The organism is Saccharothrix hoggarensis, from assembly GCF_052936025.1.
This window is the reverse complement of the sequence record NZ_CP193624.1, coordinates 6,149,591-6,174,848: the sequence shown is the minus strand read 5'-3', so window position 1 is coordinate 6,174,848 and position 25,258 is coordinate 6,149,591. Positions and strand designations below refer to the sequence as shown.

Annotated in this window: 25 protein-coding genes; 20 read left to right on the top strand and 5 right to left on the bottom strand. The window is 71.7% G+C overall.

Annotated elements, in window-relative coordinates; translation table 11 throughout:
- The first annotated feature begins 124 nt into the window (after positions 1–124).
- From dprA to ACRAKH_RS27845, 3 genes are read left to right on the top strand one after another with little or no spacing between them, the layout of a single operon-like run.
- The gene (gene dprA / locus ACRAKH_RS27855; protein WP_380724753.1) at positions 125–1,273 is read left to right on the top strand and encodes a DNA-processing protein DprA; all 1,149 of its coding nucleotides are present in this window, start codon (positions 125–127) and stop codon (positions 1,271–1,273) included.
- A gap of 33 nt (positions 1,274–1,306) precedes the next feature.
- Complete coding sequence (locus ACRAKH_RS27850; protein WP_380724752.1) at positions 1,307–2,284, top strand: tyrosine recombinase XerC; 978 nt, start codon at positions 1,307–1,309, stop codon at positions 2,282–2,284.
- A complete protein-coding gene (locus ACRAKH_RS27845) occupies positions 2,259–3,251 on the top strand; it encodes a FliA/WhiG family RNA polymerase sigma factor (RefSeq protein WP_380724751.1) in 993 nt (330 codons plus the stop codon). The genes ACRAKH_RS27850 and ACRAKH_RS27845 overlap by 26 nt, the downstream gene beginning before the upstream one ends.
- 480 nt (positions 3,252–3,731) lie before the next feature.
- Here the strand turns inward: ACRAKH_RS27845 and ACRAKH_RS27840 are convergent, their stop codons facing one another.
- Entirely contained in the window at positions 3,732–4,295 is a 564-nt protein-coding gene (locus ACRAKH_RS27840) for a M23 family metallopeptidase (RefSeq protein ID WP_380724750.1), read from the bottom strand.
- Positions 4,296–4,655: 360 nt separating this feature from the next.
- On the opposite strand from ACRAKH_RS27840, the gene rpsB reads away from it, so the two are divergent.
- The 5 genes from rpsB to ACRAKH_RS27815 all read left to right on the top strand — a co-directional run bounded on the left by rpsB (position 4,656) and on the right by ACRAKH_RS27815 (position 8,908).
- Positions 4,656–5,510 (top strand): 30S ribosomal protein S2, encoded by an 855-nt coding sequence (rpsB, locus tag ACRAKH_RS27835; protein WP_447009394.1) that lies wholly within the window; start codon positions 4,656–4,658, stop codon positions 5,508–5,510.
- Positions 5,511–5,686: 176 nt separating this feature from the next.
- Positions 5,687–6,502 (top strand): translation elongation factor Ts, encoded by an 816-nt coding sequence (gene tsf / locus ACRAKH_RS27830; RefSeq protein ID WP_380724360.1) that lies wholly within the window; start codon positions 5,687–5,689, stop codon positions 6,500–6,502.
- 139 nt (positions 6,503–6,641) lie between these two features.
- Complete coding sequence (gene pyrH, locus ACRAKH_RS27825) at positions 6,642–7,352, top strand: UMP kinase (RefSeq protein WP_380724362.1); 711 nt, start codon at positions 6,642–6,644, stop codon at positions 7,350–7,352.
- A gap of 46 nt (positions 7,353–7,398) precedes the next feature.
- Entirely contained in the window at positions 7,399–7,956 is a 558-nt protein-coding gene (gene frr / locus ACRAKH_RS27820; protein WP_380724359.1) for a ribosome recycling factor, read from the top strand.
- Positions 7,957–8,035: 79 nt separating this feature from the next.
- Positions 8,036–8,908, top strand: coding sequence for a phosphatidate cytidylyltransferase (locus tag ACRAKH_RS27815; protein WP_447009393.1), 873 nt, complete (start codon positions 8,036–8,038; stop codon positions 8,906–8,908).
- Positions 8,909–8,924: 16 nt separating this feature from the next.
- On the opposite strand, the gene ACRAKH_RS27810 is transcribed toward ACRAKH_RS27815, so the two are convergent.
- Positions 8,925–9,704: a VOC family protein gene (locus tag ACRAKH_RS27810; protein WP_380724361.1), complete on the bottom strand. Its 780-nt coding sequence runs from the start codon at positions 9,702–9,704 to the stop codon at positions 8,925–8,927.
- Positions 9,705–9,795: 91 nt separating this feature from the next.
- On the opposite strand from ACRAKH_RS27810, the gene ACRAKH_RS27805 reads away from it, so the two are divergent.
- Positions 9,796–10,542, top strand: a complete 747-nt coding sequence (locus ACRAKH_RS27805; protein ID WP_380724356.1) for a class I SAM-dependent methyltransferase — start codon at positions 9,796–9,798, stop codon at positions 10,540–10,542.
- A gap of 25 nt (positions 10,543–10,567) precedes the next feature.
- Positions 10,568–11,551, top strand: a complete 984-nt coding sequence (locus tag ACRAKH_RS27800; RefSeq protein WP_380724355.1) for an aldo/keto reductase — start codon at positions 10,568–10,570, stop codon at positions 11,549–11,551.
- 1 nt (position 11,552) lies between these two features.
- Here the strand turns inward: ACRAKH_RS27800 and ACRAKH_RS27795 are convergent, their stop codons facing one another.
- Positions 11,553–12,227 carry a PadR family transcriptional regulator gene (locus tag ACRAKH_RS27795; protein WP_380724354.1) on the bottom strand — a complete coding sequence of 225 codons (675 nt, stop codon included), beginning with the start codon at positions 12,225–12,227 and terminating at the stop codon, positions 11,553–11,555.
- Between the two features lie 109 nt (positions 12,228–12,336).
- Here ACRAKH_RS27795 and rlmN point away from each other — a divergent pair, with 109 nt between their 5' ends.
- The 4 genes from rlmN to ACRAKH_RS27775 all read left to right on the top strand — a co-directional run bounded on the left by rlmN (position 12,337) and on the right by ACRAKH_RS27775 (position 17,336).
- Positions 12,337–13,443 (top strand): 23S rRNA (adenine(2503)-C(2))-methyltransferase RlmN, encoded by a 1,107-nt coding sequence (gene rlmN, locus ACRAKH_RS27790; RefSeq protein WP_380724353.1) that lies wholly within the window; start codon positions 12,337–12,339, stop codon positions 13,441–13,443.
- A 147-nt stretch (positions 13,444–13,590) separates the two neighbouring features.
- Positions 13,591–14,730, top strand: coding sequence for a hypothetical protein (locus ACRAKH_RS27785; protein ID WP_380724352.1), 1,140 nt, complete (start codon positions 13,591–13,593; stop codon positions 14,728–14,730).
- Between the two features lie 13 nt (positions 14,731–14,743).
- The gene (locus tag ACRAKH_RS27780; RefSeq protein WP_380724351.1) at positions 14,744–15,595 is read left to right on the top strand and encodes a hypothetical protein; all 852 of its coding nucleotides are present in this window, start codon (positions 14,744–14,746) and stop codon (positions 15,593–15,595) included.
- Positions 15,596–15,713: 118 nt separating this feature from the next.
- On the top strand, positions 15,714–17,336 hold the full coding sequence (locus ACRAKH_RS27775) for a serine/threonine-protein kinase (protein ID WP_380724350.1): 1,623 nt from the start codon (positions 15,714–15,716) through the stop codon (positions 17,334–17,336).
- A gap of 68 nt (positions 17,337–17,404) precedes the next feature.
- Here the strand turns inward: ACRAKH_RS27775 and ACRAKH_RS27770 are convergent, their stop codons facing one another.
- Complete coding sequence (locus tag ACRAKH_RS27770; RefSeq protein WP_380724349.1) at positions 17,405–17,662, bottom strand: DUF2631 domain-containing protein; 258 nt, start codon at positions 17,660–17,662, stop codon at positions 17,405–17,407.
- Positions 17,663–17,841: 179 nt separating this feature from the next.
- Between ACRAKH_RS27770 and ACRAKH_RS27765 the strand changes: the two genes are divergently transcribed.
- Both ACRAKH_RS27765 and ACRAKH_RS27760 read left to right on the top strand, forming a co-directional pair.
- The gene (locus ACRAKH_RS27765) at positions 17,842–19,518 is read left to right on the top strand and encodes a sensor histidine kinase (RefSeq protein ID WP_380724348.1); all 1,677 of its coding nucleotides are present in this window, start codon (positions 17,842–17,844) and stop codon (positions 19,516–19,518) included.
- A 3-nt stretch (positions 19,519–19,521) separates the two neighbouring features.
- On the top strand, positions 19,522–20,172 hold the full coding sequence (locus ACRAKH_RS27760; protein ID WP_380724347.1) for a response regulator: 651 nt from the start codon (positions 19,522–19,524) through the stop codon (positions 20,170–20,172).
- 127 nt (positions 20,173–20,299) lie between these two features.
- Here ACRAKH_RS27760 and ACRAKH_RS27755 read toward each other — a convergent pair whose 3' ends face one another.
- On the bottom strand, positions 20,300–20,566 hold the full coding sequence (locus tag ACRAKH_RS27755) for a GlsB/YeaQ/YmgE family stress response membrane protein (protein ID WP_380724346.1): 267 nt from the start codon (positions 20,564–20,566) through the stop codon (positions 20,300–20,302).
- Positions 20,567–20,722: 156 nt separating this feature from the next.
- On the opposite strand from ACRAKH_RS27755, the gene dxr reads away from it, so the two are divergent.
- From dxr to ACRAKH_RS27735, 4 genes are read left to right on the top strand one after another with little or no spacing between them, the layout of a single operon-like run.
- Positions 20,723–21,943 carry a 1-deoxy-D-xylulose-5-phosphate reductoisomerase gene (gene dxr / locus ACRAKH_RS27750; protein ID WP_380724345.1) on the top strand — a complete coding sequence of 407 codons (1,221 nt, stop codon included), beginning with the start codon at positions 20,723–20,725 and terminating at the stop codon, positions 21,941–21,943.
- 1 nt (position 21,944) lies between these two features.
- Positions 21,945–23,141: a M50 family metallopeptidase gene (locus ACRAKH_RS27745; RefSeq protein WP_380724344.1), complete on the top strand. Its 1,197-nt coding sequence runs from the start codon at positions 21,945–21,947 to the stop codon at positions 23,139–23,141.
- Between the two features lie 13 nt (positions 23,142–23,154).
- Entirely contained in the window at positions 23,155–24,309 is a 1,155-nt protein-coding gene (ispG, locus tag ACRAKH_RS27740; protein WP_380724343.1) for a flavodoxin-dependent (E)-4-hydroxy-3-methylbut-2-enyl-diphosphate synthase, read from the top strand.
- A gap of 49 nt (positions 24,310–24,358) precedes the next feature.
- Positions 24,359–25,213, top strand: a complete 855-nt coding sequence (locus tag ACRAKH_RS27735; protein WP_380724342.1) for a GNAT family N-acetyltransferase — start codon at positions 24,359–24,361, stop codon at positions 25,211–25,213.
- Positions 25,214–25,258 lie beyond the last annotated feature (45 nt).

The following is a 25,258-nucleotide window of genomic DNA, read 5'->3' as shown; positions in this document are numbered from 1 at the left end:
AGGCCGGCCGCAGGGTCGGCGGGTGCTGGACCGTCGGCCCTGGCCCTGGCCCTAGTGGTGGGCATGGCCGGCGTGAGGCGTGCGGATGGGTCACAGATTCGATTCGTGCCGGTAGGGGGTTGTTGTGACGACCGATGAGGTGCGGTTGGCGCGGGCGTACCTGTCGCGGGTCGCCGAACCGCCTGCCGCCGCGCTGGCCGCCTTGGTGGCCGAGGTGGGGCCGGTGCGGGCGGCGAGGATGGTGCGGGCCGGGGAGGTGCCGTCGGCCGTCGACAGCCAGACGTCGGCTCGGCGGGCGGTGGACCGGGCCGAGCAGGACTTGGCGACGATGGCCGCCCTCGGCGGGCGGTTGGTGGTCCCGGAGGACGACGACTGGCCGCGGTGGCCGTTGAACGCGTTGGCCGTCGCCGCGGCCAACGGCCTCCGGTGCGGGTTGGAGCCGCTGGCGTTGTGGGTGCGGGGCGGGCACAGCCTGGCCGCGCTGACCGAGCGGGCGGTCGCGGTGGTGGGCAGTCGGGCGGCGTCCGGGTACGGGCAGCACGTGGCGGGGGAGTTCGGGTTCGGCCTCGCGGAGGCCGGGGTGACGGTGGTGTCGGGCGCGGCCTACGGCATCGACGGAGCGGCGCACCGGGGCGCCATCACGGCCGGCGGGCTCACGATCGCCGTCCTGGCCTGCGGTGTCGACGTCGCCTACCCGGCGGGCCACCGCGCGTTGCTGGACCGCATCGCCCGCCAAGGGCTGGTGGTCAGCGAGTACCCTCCGGCGCACACCCCGGCCCGCCACCGGTTCCTGACGCGGAACCGGCTCATCGCCGCCCTCGCGGAGGGGACGGTGGTGGTCGAGGCCGGGCAGCGCAGCGGGGCCAAGAACACGGCAGCGTCGACCGTGGCCCTCGGGCGGGTACTCATGGCGGTGCCGGGTCCGATCACGTCGGTCAGCTCGTCGGGCTGCCACGAGCTGCTGCGGTGGGGGAACGCGCTGCCGGTGACGAGCGTCCCGGAGATCATCGAGTCGACGGGCCGCCTCGGGGTCGATCTCGTGGAAACCACGCGGAACACCGACACCGGGCCGCCGCAGGGCGACGCGATGCGGGTCTTCGAAGCGTTGGGCCTGTCGTCCGGGCACAGCCCCGAGTCGATCTCCGTGGAGTCCGGCGTGGAGTTGCCGCGGGTGCGGGCGTTGTTGCCACAACTGGAACTGGCCGGTCTCGCCACGCGGGTCGAATCAGGTTGGAAGCGCTCCCAGGAAATGAGTTGGCGTGGCGATACTTGACCAAGTGCGCTTGAGGGCGCAGCGTCAGGGACTATGTCCCCGCCGCCGCCCGCTCGGACACGTCGTGTCGATCTCGTACGCCTGCGTCGAGGGCTGCCCGGCGACGTGGCGGCGGCCCTCGACCGCTACGAACGCCACCTGGCGATGGAGCGCGGTCTTTCCCCGCACACGGTCCGGGCGTACCTCGGGGACGTGGTCGCGCTGCTGGTCCACTTAGCCGGCGGCGCGCCCGACCACGCCACGATCGAAGCCGTTGACCTGCCCGGACTGCGCTCCTGGCTGGCCGCCCAGCACTCCACCGGCGCAAGCCGCACGACCATGGCCCGCCGCGCCGCCTCGGCCCGGACGTTCACCGCGTGGGCCTCCCGGAACGGCCTCCTCGCCGCCGATCCCGGCCCCCGGCTCTCCGCGCCCCGCCCCCATCGCACCCTTCCCGCCGTGCTGCGGCCGGACCAGGCCGACGCCGCCATGACAGCCGCGGAAGTAGGTGCGGAACAGGACGATCCGGTTGCGCTGCGTGACCGGGCCGTGGTGGAGTTGCTGTACGCAACAGGCGTTCGGGTCGCCGAGTTGTGCGGTCTCGACCTCGACGACGTGGACTACTCCCAAAGGGTGATTCGGGTTCTGGGCAAGGGCAGTCGCGAACGGACCGTGCCGTTCGGCGTTCCGGCCGAACGCGCGGTACGGCGCTGGGTGGAACGCGGCCGATCGGCGCTGGTCACCGACCGTTCACAACGCGCGCTGCTGCTCGGTGCGCGAGGCGGTCGGCTCGATCCCCGTACCGCCAGGAGGGTTGTCCACGATGTAGTAGGCGAGGTGCCCGGAACGGCCGACACCGGGCCCCACGGCCTGCGGCACTCCGCGGCGACGCACCTGTTGGAAGGGGGAGCGGACCTGCGCACCGTCCAAGAGCTTCTTGGTCACGCTACGCTCGCAACGACTCAGCTCTACACACACGTCACCGTCGAACGGCTGAAGGCGATCCATGACCGAACCCACCCCCGTTCCTGACGTCGCAGGGGGAGGTTCGCGGACCGCAACCGTGACCTCTCCTTCCGCCGCGCGCGTCGGGACCTCGTCGGCGGCGCGCACCCCGGCTGGGACGAACGGTCACCACGTCGACGCCGAGCCCCCGCGCAACGGTCACGCCGTGCCCGCGGTTGTCGGGAGACCGGCGCACGGGGCGTCGGACCGCACCGCCGATGACGTGGAAGCCGGGATCATCGCGCTCTGGCACACCTACGGCCAGTCGCGCCGGCAGGGCCTGCGGGACCGGCTCGTGCTGCACTACGCGCCGCTGGTCAAGTACGTCGCCGGTCGGGTCGGCACCGGCCTGCCCGCGCACGTCGACGTCGCCGACCTGATCCAGTCCGGCATCTTCGGCCTGGTCGACGCGATCGAGAAGTTCGAGCCCGAGCGCGGCCTGAAGTTCGAGACGTACGCGATGCAGCGCATCCGCGGCGCGATCCTCGACGACCTGCGCTCCCAGGACTGGGTGCCCCGCTCGGTCCGGAGCCGGGCCCGTGACGTCGAGCGGGCGCTGGAACGCCTCGGCGCCCGCCTCCAGCGCACCCCGACGGACCGCGAGCTGGCCGCCGAGCTGAAGATCGGCCTCGGCGAGCTGCGGGAGCTGTACGCGCAGCTCCAGCTGACCAGCGTCGTCGCGCTGGACGAGCTGATCGCCGCCGGCCGCAACACCGGCGGGGCCGGCTCCTCGCTGGCCGAGTCGCTGCCCGACGAGGGCGCGGAAGACCCCATCGCCACCCTGGTGGACCAGGACAGCCGCCGGCAGCTGGCCGACGCGATCGCCCAGCTCGCCGAACGCGACCGGGTGGTCGTCACCCTGTACTACTTCGAGAACCTGACGCTCGCCGAGATCGGCAAGGTCCTGGGCGTCACCGAATCGCGCGTCTGCCAGCTGCACACCCGCGCCGTGCTGCGCCTGCGCACCAAGCTGAACGAGCAGCTGGAGGCCTGACCGACGCGAACGCCGGAGCCCGCCGCCGGTCTGAACCCAGGTCCGAACGCGCAGGTCCCAACGCGCAGGGTCTGACGCAGAGGTTGTGGCGGCGGCACTAGCCCGTGGGAGCGAGGTGAAGGCTGCTGGCGCAGGCCGCGCCCGGCTCGGTCTGCGGTGGGCGGCCGGCGCACAGACAGCCAGCGCAGGCGGCTGGCGTGCAGGTGGCCGGTGCGCAGGCGGTCGGGCACGCAGATGGCCGGCGTGCAGACGGCCGGTGCGCAGGCGATCGGCGCGCAGTACGGCCGGTGCGCAGGCGGTCGGCATCCAACGGTCGGCTGCTCGATCCCGGCGGCGGTGGCTCGGTGGCTCGGTGGCGGTGGGCCGGTGGCTGATGGTGATGGACCCGGAGCTGTGACGCCCGGCCCGTGGCCCGTGACCCCTGGCCCGTGGTCGGTGGCCGGCCCGGGTGGTCGGTGGCCTGGACCGGTGGCTCGTTGGTCAGTCGACAACCGGGTGGGACGGCTGGGCCGTGCGGGGGTGTTGGGGGCCGGCTTGGCGGGGCAGGAGACGGACTCGGGGTGTGGTCACCAGGTGCCTCGGGTCCAGGTAGGCGCGGGTTCGGGGTGGGGTGACGCGGACCGCGGCCCAGTGGAGGCAGGCTTCGGCCGGGCAGCCCTCGTGGCCTGGGCGGAGGGTGGCTATGCGGTCCCCTCGCCGGACCTGCTGCCCTCGGCGAACGGCAGGGTCCACCGGTTCGTACGTCGTGCGCAGGCCGTCGGCGTGGAGGAGCGAGACCACCGTGCGGCCGGCCACCGGGCCGGCGTGCAGGACCACGCCGTCCCCGGCGGCCAGGACCGGGGCGCCGGGTGGCGCCGCCAGGTCGATGCCGCGGTGGCCGTGGGCGTACTCCGTGGCCGGTGGCTCGAAGGCCCGGACCACCTGGTGCGGCGGGGCGAGGGGCCAGGCGAAGCGGGGACGGCGGGTGGCCTGTGCGGGTGCGCCGAGGGGCGCCACGGGTAGCGTCACGAGGGCTGTCAAGGCCAGGACCAGCAGTGTTCGCATCGTGGGAGTCATGGGTCGAGCGTTCCGCGGCGCACCGGGGGCTACCAGTGGCTTCTCCGGAACTGTGGACAACTCGGAGGGCTGTGGACAACTCCAGGGCCGGTTCGTTGTTCTCCGTCCCCCCGGCGTACACTCGACCCGCGGCCCGTGTGAGTGCGGGACGACTTCGCGTGCCAATGCAGACCCGACCCCGTTCCCGCGGTCGAGTCACGGCGTCCGGCGGTCCTGAGGTGAGAACCCTCCGGTTCGGACGGCGGCAGGGGCACCAGGGCGGCGGCCACCCCGGCCCGCCGCGATGAACCGGAACGCGTGCCGGCTGCACAGCCCGGCGCGCCTGAACGAAGAGGTGCGAACCCGGCCATGGCCGTCGTCACCATGAAGCAGCTGCTCGACAGCGGCGTGCACTTCGGGCACCAGACCCGCCGCTGGAACCCGAAGATGAAGCGCTACATCTTCACCGAGCGCAACGGCATCTACATCATCGACCTGCAGCAGACGCTGACCTACATCGACCGGGCTTACGAGTTCGTGAAGGAAACGGTCGCGCACGGCGGGTCGATCCTGTTCATCGGCACCAAGAAGCAGGCGCAGGAGGCCATCGCCAACGAGGCCCTCCGCGTCGGCATGCCCTTCGTGAACCAGCGGTGGCTGGGCGGCATGCTCACCAACTTCTCGACGGTGCACAAGCGCCTCCAGCGGCTCAAGGAGCTGGAGTCGATGGAGCAGACCGGCGGTTTCCAGGGTTTCACCAAGAAGGAAATCCTGATGATGAACCGCGAGAAGGACAAGCTGGAGCGCACGCTCGGCGGTATCCGCGACATGTCCAAGGTGCCCAGCGCCGTGTGGATCGTGGACACCAAGAAGGAGCACATCGCCGTCGGCGAGGCGCGCAAGCTGAACATCCCGATCGTCGCGATCCTCGACACGAACTGCGACCCGGACGAGGTCGACTACCCGATCCCGGGCAACGACGACGCGATCCGGTCCGCCGCGCTGCTGACCAAGGTGGTGGCCGAGGCCGCCGCCGCCGGTCTGATGGCGCGCTCCGGCGCCCGCACCCAGGCCGCCGACGGCGCGGACAAGCCCGAGCCGGGCCAGGACGAGCCGCTCGCCGAGTGGGAGCAGGAGCTGCTGGTCGGCGCCGAGGCGACCGAGAAGCCGGCCGAGGCCGCCGCGGCGCCCGCCGCCGAGGGCACCGAGACCGTCCAGTCCTGATTCGCCGCGCGCCGCGCCCGCCACGACCAAGGCGGGCGCGGCGCGCGCACAGGCACCGCACCACCCCCAGCAGGGCACCGCACCACCCCCCAGCGCGTAACCGCGTCGGCGGCGCCGCCTGACTGACGCAGTGGCGACACCGACGAACAGACCGCAGAAGGAACGGAAATCGCACGATGGCGAACTACACCGCCGCTGACGTGAAGCGCCTCCGCGAGCTGACCGCCGCAGGCATGATGGACTGCAAGAAGGCGCTCGAGGAAGCCGACGGCGACTTCGACAAGGCGGTCGAGATCCTGCGCATCAAGGGTGCGAAGGACGTCGGCAAGCGCGCCGAGCGCACGACCTCCAACGGCCTGGTCGTGGCCGAGGACGGCGTGATGATCGAGCTGCGCTGCGAGACCGACTTCGTCGCCAAGAACTCCGACTTCCAGGACCTGGCCTCCCGGATCGTCGCGGTGGCCAAGGCGACCCGCCCGGCCGACGCCGAGGTCCTGAAGGCCACCGACCTCGACGGCCAGACCGTCGACGCGGTCGTGCAGGAGTTCTCCGCCAAGATCGGCGAGAAGCTGGAGCTGGCCAAGGTCGCCGTCTTCGACGGCACCGTGACCACCTACCTGCACCGCCGTGCCGCCGACCTGCCGCCGGCCGTCGGCGTGGTGGTCGAGTACACCGGTGACAACGAGGACGCCGCCCGCGGCGCCGCGATGCAGATCGCCGCGATGCGTCCCCGCTACCTCACCCGCGACGAGGTCCCCGCGGACGTCGTGGCCAACGAGCGCCGCATCGCCGAGGAGACCGCCCGCGAGGAGGGCAAGCCGGAAGCGGCCCTGTCCAAGATCGTCGAGGGTCGGGTGAACGGCTTCTTCAAGGACGTCGTGCTCCTGGAGCAGGCTTCCGTGACGGAGTCCAAGAAGACCGTCAAGGCCGTGCTGGACGAGGCCGGGGTCACCGTGACCCGCTTCGCCCGGTTCGAGGTCGGCCAGGCCTGATTCGCGTGAGGGCGGGGTTGCGCGCAGACGTCGCGACCCCGCCCTTGCCGTGTCCAGAGGAGGACCTGTGAGCGCAGAGGTAGACCACGCGAAAGCGGATCACGCCGACGACGAGCCCACCCACGGCTTCCGCCGGGTGATGCTCAAGCTGGGCGGCGAGATGTTCGGCGGGGGCGGTGTGGGCGTCGACCCCGACGTCGTGCAGACCGTGTCGCGCCAGATCGCCGCGGTCGTCCGAACCGGGGTCCAGGTCGCGGTCGTCATCGGCGGCGGCAACTTCTTCCGCGGCGCGGAGCTGCAGCAGCGCGGCATGGACCGCAGCCGCGCCGACTACATGGGCATGCTCGGCACCGTGATGAACTGCCTCGCCCTGCAGGACTTCCTGGAGCGCGAGCACGGCATCGAGACCCGCGTGCAGACCGCCATCACGATGGGCCAGATCGCCGAGTCCTACATCCCGCGCCGGGCCATGCGGCACCTCGACAAGGGGCGCGTGGTGATCTTCGGCGGCGGCGCCGGCATGCCGTACTTCTCCACCGACACCACGGCCGCGCAGCGCGCGCTGGAGATCGGCTGCGAGGTCGTGCTGATGGCGAAGGCCGTGGACGGCGTCTACACCGCGGACCCGAAGATCGACCCGAACGCGCAGATGTACGACAACATCACGCACCGGGAAGTCCTCGAACGCGGCCTCAACGTCGCCGACGCGACCGCGTTCAGCCTGTGCATGGACAACAACATGCCGATCATGGTGTTCAACCTGCTCACCGAGGGGAACATCGCGCGGGCCGTGCGTGGTGAGAAGATCGGCACACTGGTGAGCACCCCCGGTGGTCGCCCGTCCTTCTAGACCTGCTGGGATTCGAGCCGAACTGCGCACTTCAAGGGAGTCAGCCGTGATTGACGAGACCCTCCTCGACGCCGAGGAGAAGATGGAAAAAGCGGTGTCCGTGGCGAAGGAGGACCTGGCCTCGGTCCGCACCGGTCGCGCCAACCCCTCCATGTTCTCCCGCATCGTGGTCGAGTACTACGGTTCGCCGACCCCGCTGAACCAGCTCGCCAGCGTCGCCATCCCCGAGGCGCGCATGGCCGTGATCAAGCCGTACGACGCCAGCCAGCTCAACGCGGTCGAGAAGGCCATCCGCGACTCGGACCTGGGCGTGAACCCCAGCAACGACGGCTCGATCATCCGCGTGGTGATCCCGCAGCTGTCCGAGGAGCGCCGCCGCGAGATGGTGAAGGTCGCCAAGGGCAAGGGCGAGGACGCCAAGGTGTCCATCCGCAACATCCGCCGCAAGGCCAAGGAAGAGCTGGACCGCCTGGTCAAGGACGGCGAGGTCGGCGAGGACGACGGTTCCCGCGCCGAGAAGGAGCTGGAGAACGTCACCCACCGGTACGTCGCCCAGGTCGAAGAGCTGGTCAAGCACAAGGAAGCCGAGCTGCTCGAGGTCTAGCTCGACCGGGTGGTGGGCGTCGGGTTTCGTCGGGTCGGGTGACCGATCGCGGGCGTCGGGTGGCCGGTCGACGGCCGTGATGGGAGCACAGCAGGTGTCAGGCGGCGGTGACCGAGGCGCGCCGGAGAAGAACGCGTCACGCGCGGGGCGCAACCTGCCCGCGGCCATCGCCGTGGGCGTCGGCTTGGGCGCCGTCATCCTCGTGGCGCTGTTCACGGTGCGCGAGCTGTTCGTGGGCGTCGTCGCGATCGCGGTCGCGGTGTCGACGTACGAGCTGGCGGGCGCGCTCCGGCGCAGCGCGGACATCCGGGTGGCGCTGCTGCCCGTCCTGCTGGGCGGTCAGGCCGTCGTGTGGCTGGCCTGGCCGTACGAGCGCGCCGGGGTGCTCAGCGCGTTCGTCGTGACGATGCTGGTGTGCCTGATCTGGCGGCTCAAGGACGGCGCGGACGGCTACCTGCGGGACGTCACCGCGTCCGTCTTCACGGTCGCCTACGTGGCGGTGTTCGCGGCGTTCGCGGTGATGCTGGTCGTGCCGGACGACGGCGTGTTCCGCGTCCTCGCGTTCCTGATCGGCGTCGTGCTGTCCGACACCGGCGGGTACGTGGCCGGCGTGCTGTTCGGCAAGCACCCGATGGCCCCCACCATCAGCCCGAAGAAGTCGTGGGAGGGCTTCGCGGGCTCGATGGTGGCGGGCATGGTCGGCGGCGCGCTCACCGTCGGCCTGATGCTCGACGGCCAGTGGTGGCAGGGCGTGCTGTTCGGCGCGGCGCTCGTCGTCACGGCCACGGCGGGCGACCTGGTCGAGTCGCTGATCAAGCGCGACCTGGGCGTCAAGGACATGGGCACGCTGCTGCCGGGTCACGGCGGGCTGATGGACCGGATGGACTCGCTGCTGCCGTCGGCCGTGGTGGGCTGGCTGCTCCTGCACACGTTCGTGCCCGCGGCGGGCTGACGCGCGCTCGCGACGCTCACTCGTCGTACGGGTCGTCGATCGGCGACCCCACCTCGTCCTCGGACAGCGGCGTGGTGCGCGACGGGTCGATCACCGAGAACACCGCGCCCGTGTGGTCGGCGACGACGGTGATCCGGCCGAACGGCGTGTCGTAGGGCTCCACGGTGACGCGCCCGCCCAGCTCCAGCACCCGGGACGCGGTGGTGTCCGCCCCGATCTCCGGCGCCGCGGTGAAGTACACCATCCAGTGCGGCGGGGTGCCCGGGGCGAACGCGCGGCCCATCCGCTGGCGGCCGAGCACGGTGTGCCCGTGCAGCGCCCAGATCGTGTAGTCCACGGCGCTGCCGTCACCGATCTGGGTGATCTCGTAGCCGCACAGCTCGCCGAAGAACTCGTCCGCCGCCTGCCCGTCACGGGTGTTCAGCTCGGCCCACGCGTACGCGCCGTGGCCGTCGGTGCCGAACACCCAGTCGGCGGGGACGTGCCGGAACCCGACCACGGCCCCGGTGGGGTCGGCGAGGATCGTCACCGCGTCGGACGGCTCGCCGAGCACGGTCCCGCCCAGCGCGTGCGCCTTCTCGGCGGTGGCGCGGGCGTGCGGCGTGTTCAGGTACAGCGTCCACGCGCTCGGCTGGTCCGCGGCGACCAGCTCGGCCACCGGCAGGCCGTCGACCAGCGCGACCGTGCCGCCGCCCGTGTCGGAGAAGTACCAGCCGAACAGGCCGGAGTAGAAGTCGGCCGTGGCGCGCAGGTCGGTGGTGGCGAGGTCCACCCAGCACGGCGCGCCGTGGTGCATTTCGGCCAAAGCGGGAGAATTCGGGACGATCGACACCGCTTACCTCCCCACGGACCAGTGTTCGATCACGCTACGGCTCTAAAGTCGTCCCGTGAAGGGATTGGTCCGCGCAGCGTGGGCGGCGGTACGGCCGGTCGACGTCCTGCCGAGCCCGAACATCTGGCACTGGCCCGAGGTCTACGAGGTTGAGAACCGCGCGCAGGACGTCGACGGCGCGATCTGGCGGGCGCTCCGCGAAGAGTGCGACTGGGCCGGTCGGGACGTGGTCGACGTCGGCTGCGGCGACGGGTTCCACCTGCCGGTCTTCGCCCGCGAGGCGCGGACCGTGACGGGTGTCGAACCGCACCCGCCGCTGGTCCGCCGGGCGCGGGCACGGGTGGCGGAGGTGCCCAACGCCGAGGTGGTGGCGGGCCCGGCGCAACGGCTGCCGCTGCCCGACGCGAGCGCGGACGTCGTGCACGCCCGCACGGCGTACTTCTTCGGACCCGGTTGTGAGCCCGGCCTGCGCGAGGCGGACCGGGTGCTCCGGCCCGGCGGCGCGCTGGCGATCGTGGACCTCGACGGGCTGGCCGCGCCGTACGGGCCGTGGTTGTGCGCCGACGAGCCGCGCTACAACCCGGCGGAGGTGGAGCGGTTCTTCGCCGACCAGGGGTTCTCGCTGTGCCGCGTGCGCGCGCTGTGGCGGTTCGAGAAGCGCGAGGACCTGGAGGCGGTGCTGCGGATCGAGTTCTCGGAGGCGGTCGCGGAGCGGGCCGTCGCCCAGACACCCGGCCTGTCGTTCGAGGTCGGGTACCGGGTCCACGTGAGACGCAAGCCGGCCGGGATTGTGCTGCCCTGAGAACGCTCACATAGGATTGGGAGTCGTGGAGAACAGGAACGCGGTGAGGTTGGGCCGGCAGGTCGGCGTCGTGGGTCTCGGCTGCTGGCAGCTCGGCGCGGACTGGGGCCAGGTCGAGGAGTCCGACGCGCTGGCGGTGCTGCACGCCGCCGCCGACACCGGCGTGACCTTCTTCGACACCGCCGACGTGTACGGGGACGGCCGCAGCGAGGCGCTGGTCGGCAAGTTCCTCCGCGAGCGCGGCGACGCGGGCATCACGGTGGCCACCAAGATGGGCCGCCGGGTCGAGCAGACGCCGGAGAACTACAACCGGGACAACTTCCTGGCCTGGAACGACCGGTCGCGCGCCAACCTCGGCGTCGACACGCTCGACCTCGTTCAGCTGCACTGCCCGCCGACGCCGGTCTACTCGACCGACGAGGTGTTCGACGTGCTGGACGAGATGGTCGAGGCGAAGCGGATCGCCGCCTACGGCGTGAGCGTGGAGACCGTGGACGAGGCGCTGACCGCGATCGCCCGGCCGGGTGTCGCGAGCGTCCAGATCATCCTCAACGCGCTGCGCCACAAGCCGCTGGAGCGGGTGCTCCCGGCGGCGGCGGAGGCGGGCGTGGCGATCATCGCCCGCGTTCCGCTCGCCTCGGGGCTGCTGTCCGGCAAGTACACGGCGTCGACCACGTTCGGCGCGGACGACCACCGCAACTACAACCGCAGCGGCGACGCGTTCGACGTCGGCGAGACGTTCTCCGGCGTGCCGTTCGAGGTCGGTCTGGAGGCGGTGGAGCGGCTGCGGCCGCTGGTGCCCGCCGGCGCGACCATGGCGCAGTTCGCGCTGCGGTGGATCGTGGACCAGCCGGGCGTCACCGTGGTCATCCCCGGCGCCCGCAACGCCGAGCAGGCTCGCGCCAACTCGGCCGCCGCGGACCTCGCGCCGTTGCCCGAGTCGGCTCAGGACGAGGTGCGCGCGGTGTACGACTCGCTGATCCGCCCGCTGGTCCACGACCGCTGGTAGTTCACTCGTCCGGGTTGTCTTCCTCGACGTCCAGCTCACCGAGGATCGCGTAGAGCTTCCGGCGGGCCTCGCTGAGGACCTCGACGGCCCTGGCCTGCTGCTCGCGCGTGCCCGCGTGGGCCATCTGCTGCATCGCCGCGCCGAGGTGGCGTGCCGCCGTGCGCAGCTTCGCGGCGTTGACGTCGACGTCGTCGTTGACCTGCTGCCACGGCGGCACGCCCTCGAGCTTGGCCGCTTCCGCCTGCCCGGCCTCGGTCAGCGTGAACAGCTTCTTGCCGCCCGTCTCCTCGGTCGAGGCGACGAGGCCCTCGTCGGCCAGCATCTGCAACGTCGGGTAGACCGACCCCGGGCTGGGCCGCCAGAGGCCGTCCGTGCGGGCCCCGATCTCCTGGATCATCTCGTAGCCGTGCATCGGGCGTTCGGCGAGCAGCGCGAGCACGGCCGCGCGGACGTTGCCCTTGCGCTGCCTGCCGCCCCGTCCCCGGCCTCGGCCTCGGCCGAAGAAGCCCGGCGGCTCGGGCGGGATGGGCGGCATGGGCGGGCCGCCGAACGGTCCGCCGGGGCCGAAGCCGCCGGGCCCGCCAGGGCCGAACCCGCCGCCGAATCCGCGCGGCGGGCCGCCGAACCCGTGCTCCCGGTGGTGCCGGTGCGCGTGGTGGTCGCGGTGGAACCTCATGTCGGTACTCCTTGCTGGCGATCGGTTCTGACGTATCGACGATATATCGGAACGTATCGCGATGCAACGGTGATGGTGGTCGCCCGGCCGTGGGACACTGGAGGGCGCTATGACTGCCCTTCCCCTCGTCTTCGACGCGCCCAAGCGCGGCCTGCCGCCGCGCCACCTCGCCGACCTGTCCGCCGACCAGCGTCGCGAGGCCGTCGCCGCGCTCGGCGAGAAGCCGTTCCGCGCGGCGCAGCTGTCGAACCACTACTTCGGTCGGCTGACCGTCGACCCCGACGCGATGACCGACATCCCCGCCGCCACCCGCGACCGCCTGGTCGCCGACCTGATGCCGCCGCTGTGGAGCGAGCTGCGCAGCGTGGAGGCCGACGGCGGCACGACGCGCAAGACGTTGCTGCGCGCCCACGACGGCACGCTGGTCGAAAGCGTCCTCATGCGCTACCCGGACCGCGCCACGCTGTGCATCTCCAGCCAGGCCGGCTGCGGCATGGCGTGCCCGTTCTGCGCGACCGGCCAGGGCGGGCTCACCCGCAACCTGTCCACCGCGGAGATCGTGGACCAGGTGCGGCGGGGCGCGGCGGCCATGCGCGACGGCGAGCTGCCCGGCGGGCCCGGCCGGCTGTCGAACATCGTGTTCATGGGCATGGGCGAGCCGCTGGCCAACTACAAGCGCGTGGTCGAGTCCGTGCACCGCATCTGCGACCCGGCGCCGGACGGGCTGGGCATCTCCCAGCGCTCGGTGACCGTGTCGACGGTCGGCCTGGTGCCCGCGATCCGGAAGCTGACCGAGGAGAATTTGCAGGTCAGGCTCGCCGTGTCGCTGCACACGCCGGACGACGAGCTGCGCGACACGCTGGTGCCCGTCAACACCCGGTGGAAGGTCGCCGAGGTGCTGGAAGCGGCCCGCGGCTACGCGGACCGCACCGGTCGGCGGGTGTCGATCGAGTACGCCCTGATCCGCGACATCAACGACCAGCCGTGGCGCGCCGACATGCTCGGCAAGCTGCTGCGCCGGCACCTGGGGCAGCTCGTGCACGTCAACGTCATCCCGCTGAACCCCACGCCGGGTTCGAAGTGGGACGCGTCGCCGAAGCCGGTGGAGCGGGAGTTCGTGCGGCGCGTGAACGAGCAGGGCGTCGCGTGCACCGTGCGGGACACGCGCGGCCAGGAGATCGCCGCCGCCTGCGGCCAGCTCGCCGCCGAGGGCTGAGTTTCCCGCACGGGGCAGTTTCCTTCGACGAGAAACCGACCCAACCGGGCGAGGTTTCCTCACCGGTTCAGTTTCCCGATCGGGGAAAGTTGGCCATCGGGGCAAGTTTTCTTGCTCAAGCTCGGTTTGTCGTGGCACTCTGTCGCTGTGGACGAGACCCCGCTGAGCGACGACGAGGTACTGCTGCGCGGCATCCAGCAGCTTGGCGACCTGCTCGGGCCGACTTGGGAACTGGCTCCGCGCAGTGACGTGGCCGAGCGTGGAGGTGTGGACGCCCTCGTCGACGTGAGGCCGCCGGACGGAGGCGTCCAAGCCCAGTTGGCGATAGAGGTCAAGGCCGGCCTGACCCCGCGCCAGGTGGAGGATCGGCTGTTGCCGCGGTGGAGCCTGATCAAGCAGGTCAACTCGGGTACGAACCTGCTGGTGCTGTCTCCTTGGCTCGGTCGGCGGACCCGGGAACTCCTGAGCGGGCACGGCATCGGCTACCTCGACCTGACCGGGAACATCCACCTCCGCGTGCGCCGTCCGGCGATCGTGATCCACACCGAAGGCGCGGCCAAGGACCCCCGTGCGAGCGCGTCGCGTCGCGTCGGCGGTCCCACCCTCGCCGGGCCACGAGCGGGCCGCTTGGTCCGTGTGCTCGCCGACCACGTGCCGCCGTACCGTGCGACGCAGCTCGCCACGGCGACGGAGTTGAGCTTGCCATGGGTCTCCAAGCTGTTGACACAGCTCGAAGACCAACTCCTGATTCGCCGGGAGGGCAGGGTCGTCACGCACGTGGACTGGCAGAACCTCCTTCGCGCTCGCGCGGAGTCCTACAACCTGCTCAGGAACAACCCGTACGTCGGCATGCTGGCTCCCAACGGGATCGAGCAGGTGCTGCACGACATAAAAGCAGGCTCATCACCGGTTCCCGGGGGAGCACTCGACGTGGTCGTCACCGGCCACCACGCGGCACGGGCAGTCGCTCCGCTGGCTTCCGGTGGGCAGCTGATGCTCTACGTCCACCACGGTCCGCACACCGCGGACGAGGTGGGTGACCGATTGGGGTTGCTGCGCGTCGACGCCAACGCCGACGTGCTCTTGATGCGAGCTCACGACGACGTGGTCTTCCGTGATCGACGGGATGTCGGCGGCGTGCCCCACGTGGCGTTGAGCCAGCTGGTCGTGGACTGCTTGGCTGGTCCGGGACGCATGCCGGCCGAGGGCGAGGCGGTGCTCGAGTACATGGCAGACAACGAGCGCCGGTGGCGACGAGCCGAGTTGCCGAACGGTGAGGCCAGGTAGGAGCGAAATCCTCATGTCGAAGGTTCCGGACGGTGTCGCTCCCGATCAGCTGAACACGACCGCGCGCAAAGTGCTGCTCGACGGGTTGGAGGCGCTGGCCGCGCACCGCGCCGCCATAACCGTGATCGGCGCCCAGGCGGTGTACCTGCGCACGTCGAAGGCCGCGCTCAAGAGCGCCGCGTTCACCTCGGACGGCGACCTCGCGCTGGACCCGGATGTCCTGGGGGACGAGCCGCTGGTGGACGAGGCGTTGACGGCGGCCGGGTTCAGGCTCCGCCATGCCGAGCAGCCGGGTCTGTGGGTGCGACCGGAGGTCATCGACGGCCGAGCGGTCGAGGTGGAGTTGGACATCCTCGCCGGCCATTCCTTGGCGTCGGGTGGTCGTGCCGCCAGGATCCCGCCACACGGCAAGATGTCCGCCAAGAAGGTGCGGGGGATCGAGGTCGCGGTGGTGGACCGCTCCCCGATGGTGGTCCGGAGCCTGACTCCGGAGGACGATCGCCGCGTCGAGGTCAACGTCGCGGGACCGGTAGCCCTCCTCGTGGCCAAGGCGTTCAAGATCGAAGACCGCCTCCTGGGCGCGGCGAAGCGCCCCGACCGACTCGTGAACAAGGACGCGGCGGACGTGCTGCGGATCATGATGGCGGTCCCGGTGCGGGAGGTCGCCTCCTCGTTGGCGGAACTGGTCCGCGACCCACGCGTCGGACCGGTGGCGACCGCCGGCGTGGAAATGCTCGGCACGCAGTTCGGTGGGGCGGATGCCCCCGGTGTTCAGATGGCGGTGGACGCGCTCGCCGGTGACGTGCCTGCCGACCGCGTCCGCTTGCTGGCTCCGGCCTACCTCCGCAACCTGCACCGGACGTAGTCGCCGCCGCCGGCTCGCCGCCGAGGGCTGACCCCGGCCCTCCTCCCGACGACGCGGGACGAGGCCGCCATCCGTTGTGCGGCTACGATCCCAGCCGTCGGTCGACGAGGGGGGACTCGTGCAGTCGAAGCTGGTGGCGGGCCGGTACGCGACGGTCCGCGAGCTGGGGCGCGGCGGCATGGGCGTGGTCTGGTTGGCGGAGGACCGGGTCATCGGCCGGCGGGTCGCGCTGAAGGAGCTGCGGACCTCCTCGACCACCGAGCTGGAACGCGTGCTGCGGGAGGCGCGCACCGCCGGGCGGCTCAACAGCCCCGCGGTCGTCACCGTGCACGACGTGCTGTCCGAGCACGGCACCACCTACATCGTCATGGAGCTGGTCGAGGCGCCGACGCTGGCCGACCTGATGCGCGGCGGGCCGATGCCGGCCGACCGGGTGGCCGCGATCGGGCTGGAGGTGCTGCGGGCGCTGGGTACCGCGCACGCGGCCGGTGTCGTCCACCGGGACGTCAAGCCCAGCAACATCATGGTGCTGCCGGACGGCGGGGTGAAGCTCGCCGACTTCGGCATCGCCCGCGCGCTGGACGACCCCGGCCTCACCGTCACCGGCGGCGTGATGGGCTCTCCCGGCTACATGGCGCCGGAGCTGTTCGCCGGCCAGTCGCCGTCTCCGGCGTCGGACCTGTGGGCGTTGGGCGCGACGCTGTTCCACGCGGTGGAGGGCCGGTCGCCGTTCCAGCGGGACTCCACCGCCGCCACCATGCACGCGATCATGTACGAGGCTCCGGTGCTGCGCCGGTGCACCGGACCGCTGGCCACCGCCGTGATGGGCCTGCTCACGCAGTCGCCGGCGGGCCGCCTCACCGCCGCCCGGGTGCGTGACCTGCTCTCCGGCGTGGACGGACCTCCCCGCGCGGTCGAGGCGCCGACCCGTGCCGTCGAGCCCGACACGGTGATCATCGAGGCGCCCACGGGCCTGGCGTCCGCGCCGGTGTCGAACACCCGCCCCGGCTGGGGCGACGAGTGGGACGACGAGCCGCGGAAGCCCAAGCGCAGACTCGCCTTGCTGGCGGGGGCCGCCGTCGCCGTCACGGCCCTCGCGCTGACCGCCGTGTTCGTGCTGGTGCCCGACCCCGAGGAGGGGCGCGCGTCAGGCGCCGACGGCTCGTCGTCCCTGGCGCAGGCCACTCCCACCGGGACGACCACGTCCGCGTCCACGGCAGGCAGCAGCACGGCGAGCAGCAGCAGCGGGAGCAGCGCTCCGTCGTCGCCGCCGCCGTCCTCGGGCGCGGGCAGGACCACGGTGACGACCACGCAGGCCGCCGTGCCGCCGGTCGCCGCGACGACCACGACGCCCGCCAAGCCGCCCCGCCAGACCGCGGGGCTGACCCGGTTCCGCAACGCCGAGGGCTGGCACTACACCGGGTCGACGCTGCTCGCGACGCCCGGCGGGTTCACGCCGGAGGGCGTGCTGGGCAAGCTCGCGATCAACGCCGAGCCGGACACCCGGCCGCTGTACTCGTGCCAGATCAAGAACAGCCAGGACCGCATGAGCTCCGTCTCGCCCACGTGCGAGGGGCAGACGGTGTACGGGCTGCTCGGGCACGTGTTCACCAAGCCGCCGGCCGACGTGCCGTCGAAGGAGCTGTACCGCTGCAACCTCGGCGGGCACCACTTCGAATCCCTCAGCCCGACGTGCGAGGGCAAGACGGTCGAGTTCCGGATCGGTTGGGTGCTCGGGTAGCGCCGAGGCCGGTCTCCCGAAGCGCCAAGCGCCAGGAGCGGCGAGCCCGGGTCAGGGGAGTCGGTGGACTACCGGCGCCACGACGTGCGGCTGCGCACCTGGTCCCAGATCAGCAGCCCGGCCATGCTCAGGCCGACCAGCACGACCCACAGGTCCTCGGTGCGGCCGTGGTGGTTGCCGATCAGCAGGGAGAACACGCCCAGCGTCGACAGCCAGCCCGCGATCTTGATGCCCTTGGGGAAAGTGCCGTGCCAACCCCACTCGGCCGACGGCTCGTCGTGGGTGTCGACCGCCCGACGCTTGTCCAGTTCCGAGGACGAAGACACAGCCGCACGACCTTCCTGCCCGATCACGTTCACCAACGCCGTCATCGTCGCACATCACCGCTCGCGGGCGGGACGTGAGGTGCGCGGCACCGGTGCTTGCCGGACGTCAACTTTCGTCGGAGCGCTTCTAGACCAACGAACGCCGCACGCGACCTGGGAGTTCTTTACCGTTGTCCCCTGTGACGTCTGTCGTTCAGCGCCTCCGGCCGGCCCTGCCGGACTTCCGGGAGGCACCCGCCGCGTTCCTGCGCACCCACGCCGAGCGCCTCGGCGACGTCACGCGGTGGCGGGTCGGGCGCGAGGTGCTCGCGGTCCTCGTGCTGCTCGGCCTCGACGTGTTCCCCGGCTGGCTCGCGGGCGACTGGGAGCTGTCCGGCTGGGTGCTGGCGGCCGTCGGGGCCGGTTACGTGGCGCTCTACCTGTCGCGGCTGCTGTTCCCCGCGTTGGCGCTGCTGGCCGGCACGTGGGTGGTGTTCAGCGCCGAGCACGGCGGGATCGCGCTGGTCATCATGCTCAGCTACGCGGCCGGGTACCGGATCGCGCCGTGGCAGCGGGCGCTGATCACCGCGGTCGTCGCGCTCGCGCTGCACATGCTGGCGTGGGACGTGTCCAGCCCCGGCCTGTCCGGCCCGTTCGGCTTCTGGGTGATGCTCACCGTCTACGGCATGGTGGTCGCCCTGCCGTTCCTGGTCGGCCGGTACGCGGCGCAGCGCAACGCGCTCGTCGCCGCCCTCCAGGAGCGCGAGGAACGGGTGGTGCGGGAGCGGCGGATGGTGTCGCGCCAGGTCCGGCTGCGGGAGCGCAACCGGATCGCCCAGGACATGCACGACAGCCTCGGCCACCGGCTCAGCCTGATCTCGGTGCACGCGGGCGCGCTGGCCCTGGACGGCGACCTCGGCGACCGCCAGCGGGAAGCGGTGCAGGTGCTCCGCACGGCGGCGCTCACGGCGATGGAGGAGCTGCGCGGCGTCATCGGCGTGCTGCGGCGGGACGAGGAGCCCGAGGAGGACCAGGCGCGCCGCACGACCGTCGGCGGCCCCGACAACCGGACCGTGGACGCGATCGACGAGCTCGTCGACGGCGCGCGGCGGGCCGGTGTGCGGGTGAGCCTGGTGCGCGGCGGTCAGGCCGTGCCGCTGCCCGCGAAGGTGAGCCACGCCGCCTACCGCATCGCCCAGGAGGGCCTGACCAACGCGAACAAGCACGCGCCGGGCGCGAGCGTGCAGGTGACCGTGAAGTACGAGCCGGACGCGCTGGTGGTCGAGGTCCGCAACAACCCGCCGCGGGCGAAGCTGCCCAAGGGCGCCGGGTTCGGCCTGGTCGGCCTGGGCGAGCGGGTGCGGCTGGCCGGCGGGATGCTGCACGTCGGCGAGCTGCCCACGGGCGGGTTCCGGATCGCCGCCGTGCTGCCGTACGAGGACACCGCCGCGGCGGGCGACGAGCCGTCCGACGACGAGCCGCTGGACGGCGAGCCGGCCGGGCCCGCGAAGCCCACCGGCATCCGCAAGTGGGCGGGCGTCGGCTCGATCCTGCTGGCCGGGATCGTGGTGATCGTGGTCGTCGGCGGCTACACGTGGCTGGGCACGCAGCCCGTCACCAAAGTGGTGTCCGACGAGTTGTACGACTCGGTGTCGGTCGGGCAGGCGGAGTCGGAGGTCCTGGCGAGGCTGCCGGGCGGCGCCGAGCCGCCGCTGGGCGACATCAGGTCCGACTCCGCGCCGGAGCCGTCCGGCGCCCGGTGCGAGTACCGGGTGGCCGACCGGCAGACCTACTCCTCGCGGGCGACCAGGATCGTGCGGTTCTGCTTCGCGGACGGCAAGCTCGTCGAGAAGAACACCCACCTGCAGGGGATGTGAACGTTGATCCGGGTCCTCATCGCCGACGACGAGCCGCTGATGCGCGCGGGCATCAAGGCCATCCTCGGCACCGCCGACGACATCGACGTGGTCGCCGAGGCCGGTGACGGGCGGGAAGCGGTGCGGGTCGTCCTCGAACGGCGCGTCGACGTCGCCGTGCTCGACATCCGGATGCCGCGGCTGGACGGCCTGGCGGCGGCGCGGGAGCTGCGGTCCGTCGCGCCGACCGTGCGGGTGGTGATGCTCACCACGTTCGGCGAGGACGACAACATCGTCCGGGCCCTGTCGGACGGCGCGGCCGGGTTCCTGCTGAAGGACTCGGCGCCCGAGGAGCTGCTGCGCGCCGTGCGGGCCGTGCACACGGGCGAGGCGTACCTGTCACCGATGGTGACGAGCCGGGTGGTGGGGATGGTCGCCCAGGTGGGCCAACCGCGCCGGCAGGAGGCTCGGCGGCAGGTCGAGGGGCTGACCGAGCGCGAGGTCGAGGTGCTGGCGCTGCTGGGGCTGGGGATGTCCAACGCGGACGTCGGCCAGCGGTTGCACATGAGCGAGGCGACCGTGAAGACGTACGTGAGCAGGCTGCTGGCGAAGCTGGGGCTCACCAACCGGGTGCAGGCGGCGCTGCTGGCGCGTGACGCCGGTCTCGCGGGGTGAACAATGCGCGGCGGTAAACGACCGTGGGGCGTTCCGTAAAAGCCCGGAACAGCGGAGTGCCCCGCCGAGAAATTCTCGGCGGGGCACTCCGGGTGTGGTTCCGAGCGTCAGGCGAAGGTCATGCCGGTCATGCCCTGGCGCGGCTGCCGGTAACCAGGCGGTAGATGCCGAGGACGATCAGCGAGCCGAGGATGGCCAGGAGCCAGGTGCTCAGGTCGAAGAACGAGCTGATGTCGGACCCGAAAATGGCCCGGCCGACGAAGCCTCCGATCACGGCGCCGACAATGCCGAGCAGCATCGTGATGATGATGCCGCCGGGGTCCCGACCAGGCATGATGGCCTTGGCGATGGCACCCGCGATGAGGCCGAGGACGATCCAACCCAAGATGCCCACGGGGGCTCTCCTTCCTGATGGCCGCGACGGGCGGATCCGTCGAGGCGCTTGATCAGGGAGTGCCCACGTTCGGGTGAAGCCACTCTCGCGTTACCGTTCCGTTATCGAAGTACCGCTGTGCGGGCTATCAGGTTGCTTCCGGAACAATGGAGGGTGATGAGCACACCACGCACGGTTCTGGTCCTCGGTTCCACGGGTTCCGTGGGCACCCAGGCACTCGACGTCATCGCCGCGAACCGCGACCGGTTCACCGTCGTCGGACTGGCCGCCGGTGGCGCCGATCCGGCCGCCCTCGCCGCCCAGGCCGTCGAGTTCGGCGTGGAGGCGGTCGCCGTCGCCAGGGCCACCGCGGTCGAGGACGTCACGCTCGCCCTCTACGCCGAGGCGCAGCGGCGCGGCTACGCCCGAGGCGCGTTCAAGCTGCCGCGCATCCTCGCGGGTCCCACCGCGATGACCGACCTGATCGACTCGACGCCCGTGGACGTGGTGCTCAACGGCATCACCGGCTCCATCGGCCTCGCACCGACCCTGCACGCCCTGAAGACCGGCGCGACGCTCGCCCTGGCGAACAAGGAGTCGCTGATCGCGGGCGGCCCGCTGGTGCTGAAGGCGGCCCGTCCCGGCCAGATCGTGCCGGTGGACTCCGAGCACTCGGCGCTCGCCCAGTGCCTGCGCGGCGGCCGGGCCGACGAGGTGGCGCGCCTGGTGCTCACCGCGTCGGGCGGGCCGTTCCGCGGGCGCACCCGCGCCGAGCTGGCCGACGTCACCGCCCGCGAGGCGTCGGCCCACCCGACCTGGTCCATGGGGCCGGTCATCACCATCAACTCGGCCACGCTGGTGAACAAGGGCCTGGAGCTGATCGAGGCGCGGCTGCTGTTCGACGTGCCGTACGACCGCATCGACGTGGTCGTGCACCCGCAGTCGGTGGTTCACTCGATGGTGGCGTTCTCGGACGGGTCGACGCTCGCGCAGGCCAGCCCGCCGGACATGCGGCTGCCGATCGCGCTGGCCCTCGGCTGGCCGGACCGCGTCCCCGGAGCCGCGGCCCCGTGTACTTTCGACGTGGCGACGGCGTGGACGTTCGAGCCCCTGGACGACGAGACGTTCCCCGCGGTGCGGCTGGCCAGGCAGGCGGGCTCCGGCGGGGGCTGCCTCCCGGCGGTCTACAACGCGGCGAACGAGGAAGCGGTGGCCGTCTTCCTCGGCGGCGGCACGTCGTTCACCTCCATCGTGGACACTGTCGACCGGGTGCTCGCGGAGGCGGACGGCTGGGCGCACGAGCCCGCCGACGTCGCCGAAGTCCTCGCGGCGGAGCATTGGGCCCGGGCGCGGGCGCGGGAACTCGTGGCCACTTCGGTGGGGTCTGGAAGGGACTGACGTGCTCGTCTTCTTGGGCATTCTGCTGTTCGCGCTGCTGATCGGCATCTCGATCGCGCTGCACGAACTGGGCCACCTGGCCACGGCGAAGATGTTCGGGATGAAGGTGACCCGGTACTTCATCGGGTTCGGCCCCCGCATCTGGTCGTTCCGCCGGGGCGAGACCGAGTACGGCATCAAGGCCATCCCGGCGGGCGGGTTCTGCGAGATCACCGGCATGACCGCCCTGGAGGAGGTCGCGCCGGAGGACCGCCACCGCGCGTTCAACCGGCAGAAGACGTGGAAGCGCGTCGTGGTGCTCTCCGCGGGCTCCATCACGCACTTCATGGTCGGCTTCGTGATCCTGTACTTCATGGCGTTCACGATGGGCATCCCGAACCTGCGGGACACTCCCCTGGTCGCCGAGGTCACGCCGTGCGTGCAGAGCGACGCCGCGGCGGACTGCGCGCCCGGCGTGCCGGCCCCGGCCAAGGACGCGGGCTTCCTGGCGGGCGACGAGATCGTGGCCGTGGCCGGGACGGCGACGCCGACGTGGGCGGACGTGCTGAAGAAGACCCGCGAGCGGTCCGGCACGACCGAGTTCAAGGTGCTCCGCGACGACCGCGAGATGACGCTGACGGTGGACGTGGCGCGGGTCGAGCGCGAGCTCGAGCGCGAGGACGGCACCCGGTTCAAGACCGAGGTCGGCGCGATCGGGATCATCCACCAGCGCAACTTCGAGTACAACGCGCTCACCGCCGTCGGCGGGGCCACCAAGTTCACCGGCATCATGTTCGAGAACACCTGGCAGGGCCTGCTGCGGTTCCCGCAGAAGATCCCCGCCGTGATCGAGGCGATCGGCGGCGCGGAGCGCGACGTGGACAGCCCGGTCAGCGTGGTCGGCGCGAGCCGGCTCGGCGGCGAGGCGGTCGACCGCGGCCTGTGGCAGCTGTTCTGGCTGATGCTGGCGGGGCTGAACTTCTTCGTCGGTGTGTTCAACCTCCTGCCCCTGCTGCCGCTTGACGGTGGTCACATCGCCGTCAACCTGTACGAACGGGTGCGAAACTGGTTCCGGAAGCTGCGTGGCCTGCCGGACGGCGCCCCGGTGAACTACCTGCGGCTCTTGCCGCTCACGTATTTCGCGATCTTCGTCGGCGGGTCGGTCACGTTGCTCACGATCACCGCGGACATCGTCAACCCCATCAAGCTCTTCCAGTGAGAGGTGCCAGTTCATGAGTGACGGCGTCATGCTCGGTATCCCGGCGATGCCGCCGCCGGTGTTGTCGGAACGGCGCAAGACCCGCCAGCTCATGGTGGGCTCGGTGGGTGTCGGTAGCGAGTTCCCGGTGTCGGTCCAGTCGATGACGACGACCGTGACGGCGGACGTCAACGCGACGTTGCAGCAGATCGCGGAGCTGACGGCGGCGGGCTGCGACATCGTCCGGGTGGCGTGCCCGTCCCAGGACGACGCGGACGCGCTGGCGGCCATCGCGCGCAAGTCGCAGATCCCGGTGATCGCGGACATCCACTTCCAGCCGAAGTACGTGTTCGCGGCGATCGAGGCCGGGTGCGCCGCGGTGCGGGTGAACCCGGGCAACATCAAGAAGTTCGACGACAAGGTCAAGGAGATCGCGGCGGCGGCCCGCGACCACGGCACCCCGATCCGGATCGGCGTGAACGCGGGGTCGCTCGACCCGCGGTTGATGGCCAAGTACGGCAAGGCGACGCCGGAGGCGCTGGCGGAGTCGGCGCTGTGGGAGGCGTCGCTGTTCGCCGAGCACGACTTCCACGACCTGAAGATCTCGGTCAAGCACAACGACCCCGTGGTGATGGTCCGGGCGTACGAGCTGCTGGCCGAGCAGTGCGACTACCCGTTGCACCTGGGCGTGACGGAGGCCGGTCCGGCGTTCCAGGGCACGATCAAGTCGGCCGTGGCGTTCGGCGCGCTGCTGCGGCAGGGCATCGGCGACACGATCCGGGTGTCGCTGTCGGCGCCCCCGGTGGAGGAGGTGAAGGTCGGGCACCAGATCCTCCAGTCGCTCAACCTGCGCCCCCGCAAGCTGGAGATCGTGTCCTGCCCGTCGTGCGGCCGGGCGCAGGTGGACGTGTACACGCTGGCGGAGCAGGTCACGGCGGGTCTGGAGGGCATGGAGGTGCCGCTGCGGGTCGCCGTGATGGGCTGCGTCGTGAACGGTCCGGGCGAGGCCCGCGAGGCCGACCTGGGCGTGGCGTCCGGCAACGGCAAGGGCCAGATCTTCGTCAAGGGCAAGGTCGTCAAGACCGTCCCCGAGCACCAGATCGTCGAAACCCTCATCGAGGAGGCCATGCGCATCGCCGAGGAGATGGGTGAGTCCGCGCAGGGCGAACCGGTCGTCACGGTCGGCTGAGCGGGTGGTGGACGCGCCGCGCGGGCCGTCCATCTGGCAGGCTTGAACCGTGCTGAGGTTGGCTGGCGCGCGCCTTCTCGACGAGCGGGACCTGACGGAGGTCCTGGCGGTGCTCGCGGCCGACCCGGTGGCGTCCTGCATGGTCGCCGCACGGGTCGAGGCCGCGGGCCTCGACCCGTGGCGGCTGGGCGGCGAGGTGTGGGCGTACGACCACCGCTCGTTGCGCGGTGGCCGGCTGGACGCCCTGTGCTTCGCCGGCCCCAACCTCATCCCGCTGCGCGGCAACGCGACGGCGCTGCGCAGCTTCGCCGACCGGGCCCGCCGCCGGGGCCGCATGTGCTCGTCCCTGGTCGGGCCCGCGGAGCAGGTGCTCGGCCTGTGGGAGGAGCTGGCCCCGGACTGGGGCCCGGCCCGCGAGGTGCGCGGCGACCAGCCGTTGATGGCGTTGGGCGGCAGCCCGTCGATCCCGCTGGACCCGCTGGTCCGACCGGTGCGCCCGGACGAGCTCGACCGGTACCTCCCCGCGGCGATCGCCATGTTCATCGAGGAGGTCGGCGTCGACCCGTGCGCCGACGACGGCGGCGCGTCGTACCGGGCGCGGGTGGCCGAGCTGATCGCGGGCGGGCGGGCGTTCGCCCGGTTCGAGGGCGGCGACGTCGTGTTCAAGGCCGAGATCGGGGCCTTGTCCGCGCGGGTCGGCCAGATCCAGGGCGTGTGGGTGCGGCCGGACCGCCGGGGCCGGGGCATCGGGACGGCCGGCACCGCCGCGGTGGCGGAACGCCTGGTCAAGGGCCTGGGCCGGACGGCGTCGCTGTACGTGAACTCGTACAACGACGTGGCGAAGGCCGCCTACCGCAAGATCGGGTTCACCCAGGTCGGCCAGTACGCGACCGTGCTGTTCTGAACGGCGGCCCGCCGCGCGGTCGGGCGGACCGGGCATACTCGGCGG

What these genes read in the sequence shown, in the direction of transcription:
- ACRAKH_RS27850 (WP_380724752.1), top strand. Translation starts at nt 1,307, where the DNA reads ATGTCCCCGCCGCCGCCCGCTCGGACACGTCGTGTCGATCTCGTACGC.
- ACRAKH_RS27845 (WP_380724751.1), top strand. Translation starts at nt 2,259, where the DNA reads ATGACCGAACCCACCCCCGTTCCTGACGTCGCAGGGGGAGGTTCGCGG.
- ACRAKH_RS27840 (WP_380724750.1), bottom strand. Translation starts at nt 4,295, where the DNA reads ATGCGAACACTGCTGGTCCTGGCCTTGACAGCCCTCGTGACGCTACCC.
- rpsB (WP_447009394.1), top strand. Translation starts at nt 4,656, where the DNA reads ATGGCCGTCGTCACCATGAAGCAGCTGCTCGACAGCGGCGTGCACTTC.
- tsf (WP_380724360.1), top strand. Translation starts at nt 5,687, where the DNA reads ATGGCGAACTACACCGCCGCTGACGTGAAGCGCCTCCGCGAGCTGACC.
- pyrH (WP_380724362.1), top strand. Translation starts at nt 6,642, where the DNA reads ATGCTCAAGCTGGGCGGCGAGATGTTCGGCGGGGGCGGTGTGGGCGTC.
- ACRAKH_RS27815 (WP_447009393.1), top strand. Translation starts at nt 8,036, where the DNA reads ATGGGAGCACAGCAGGTGTCAGGCGGCGGTGACCGAGGCGCGCCGGAG.
- ACRAKH_RS27810 (WP_380724361.1), bottom strand. Translation starts at nt 9,704, where the DNA reads ATGCACCACGGCGCGCCGTGCTGGGTGGACCTCGCCACCACCGACCTG.
- ACRAKH_RS27795 (WP_380724354.1), bottom strand. Translation starts at nt 12,227, where the DNA reads ATGAGGTTCCACCGCGACCACCACGCGCACCGGCACCACCGGGAGCAC.
- rlmN (WP_380724353.1), top strand. Translation starts at nt 12,337, where the DNA reads ATGACTGCCCTTCCCCTCGTCTTCGACGCGCCCAAGCGCGGCCTGCCG.
- ACRAKH_RS27780 (WP_380724351.1), top strand. Translation starts at nt 14,744, where the DNA reads ATGTCGAAGGTTCCGGACGGTGTCGCTCCCGATCAGCTGAACACGACC.
- dxr (WP_380724345.1), top strand. Translation starts at nt 20,723, where the DNA reads ATGAGCACACCACGCACGGTTCTGGTCCTCGGTTCCACGGGTTCCGTG.
- ispG (WP_380724343.1), top strand. Translation starts at nt 23,155, where the DNA reads ATGAGTGACGGCGTCATGCTCGGTATCCCGGCGATGCCGCCGCCGGTG.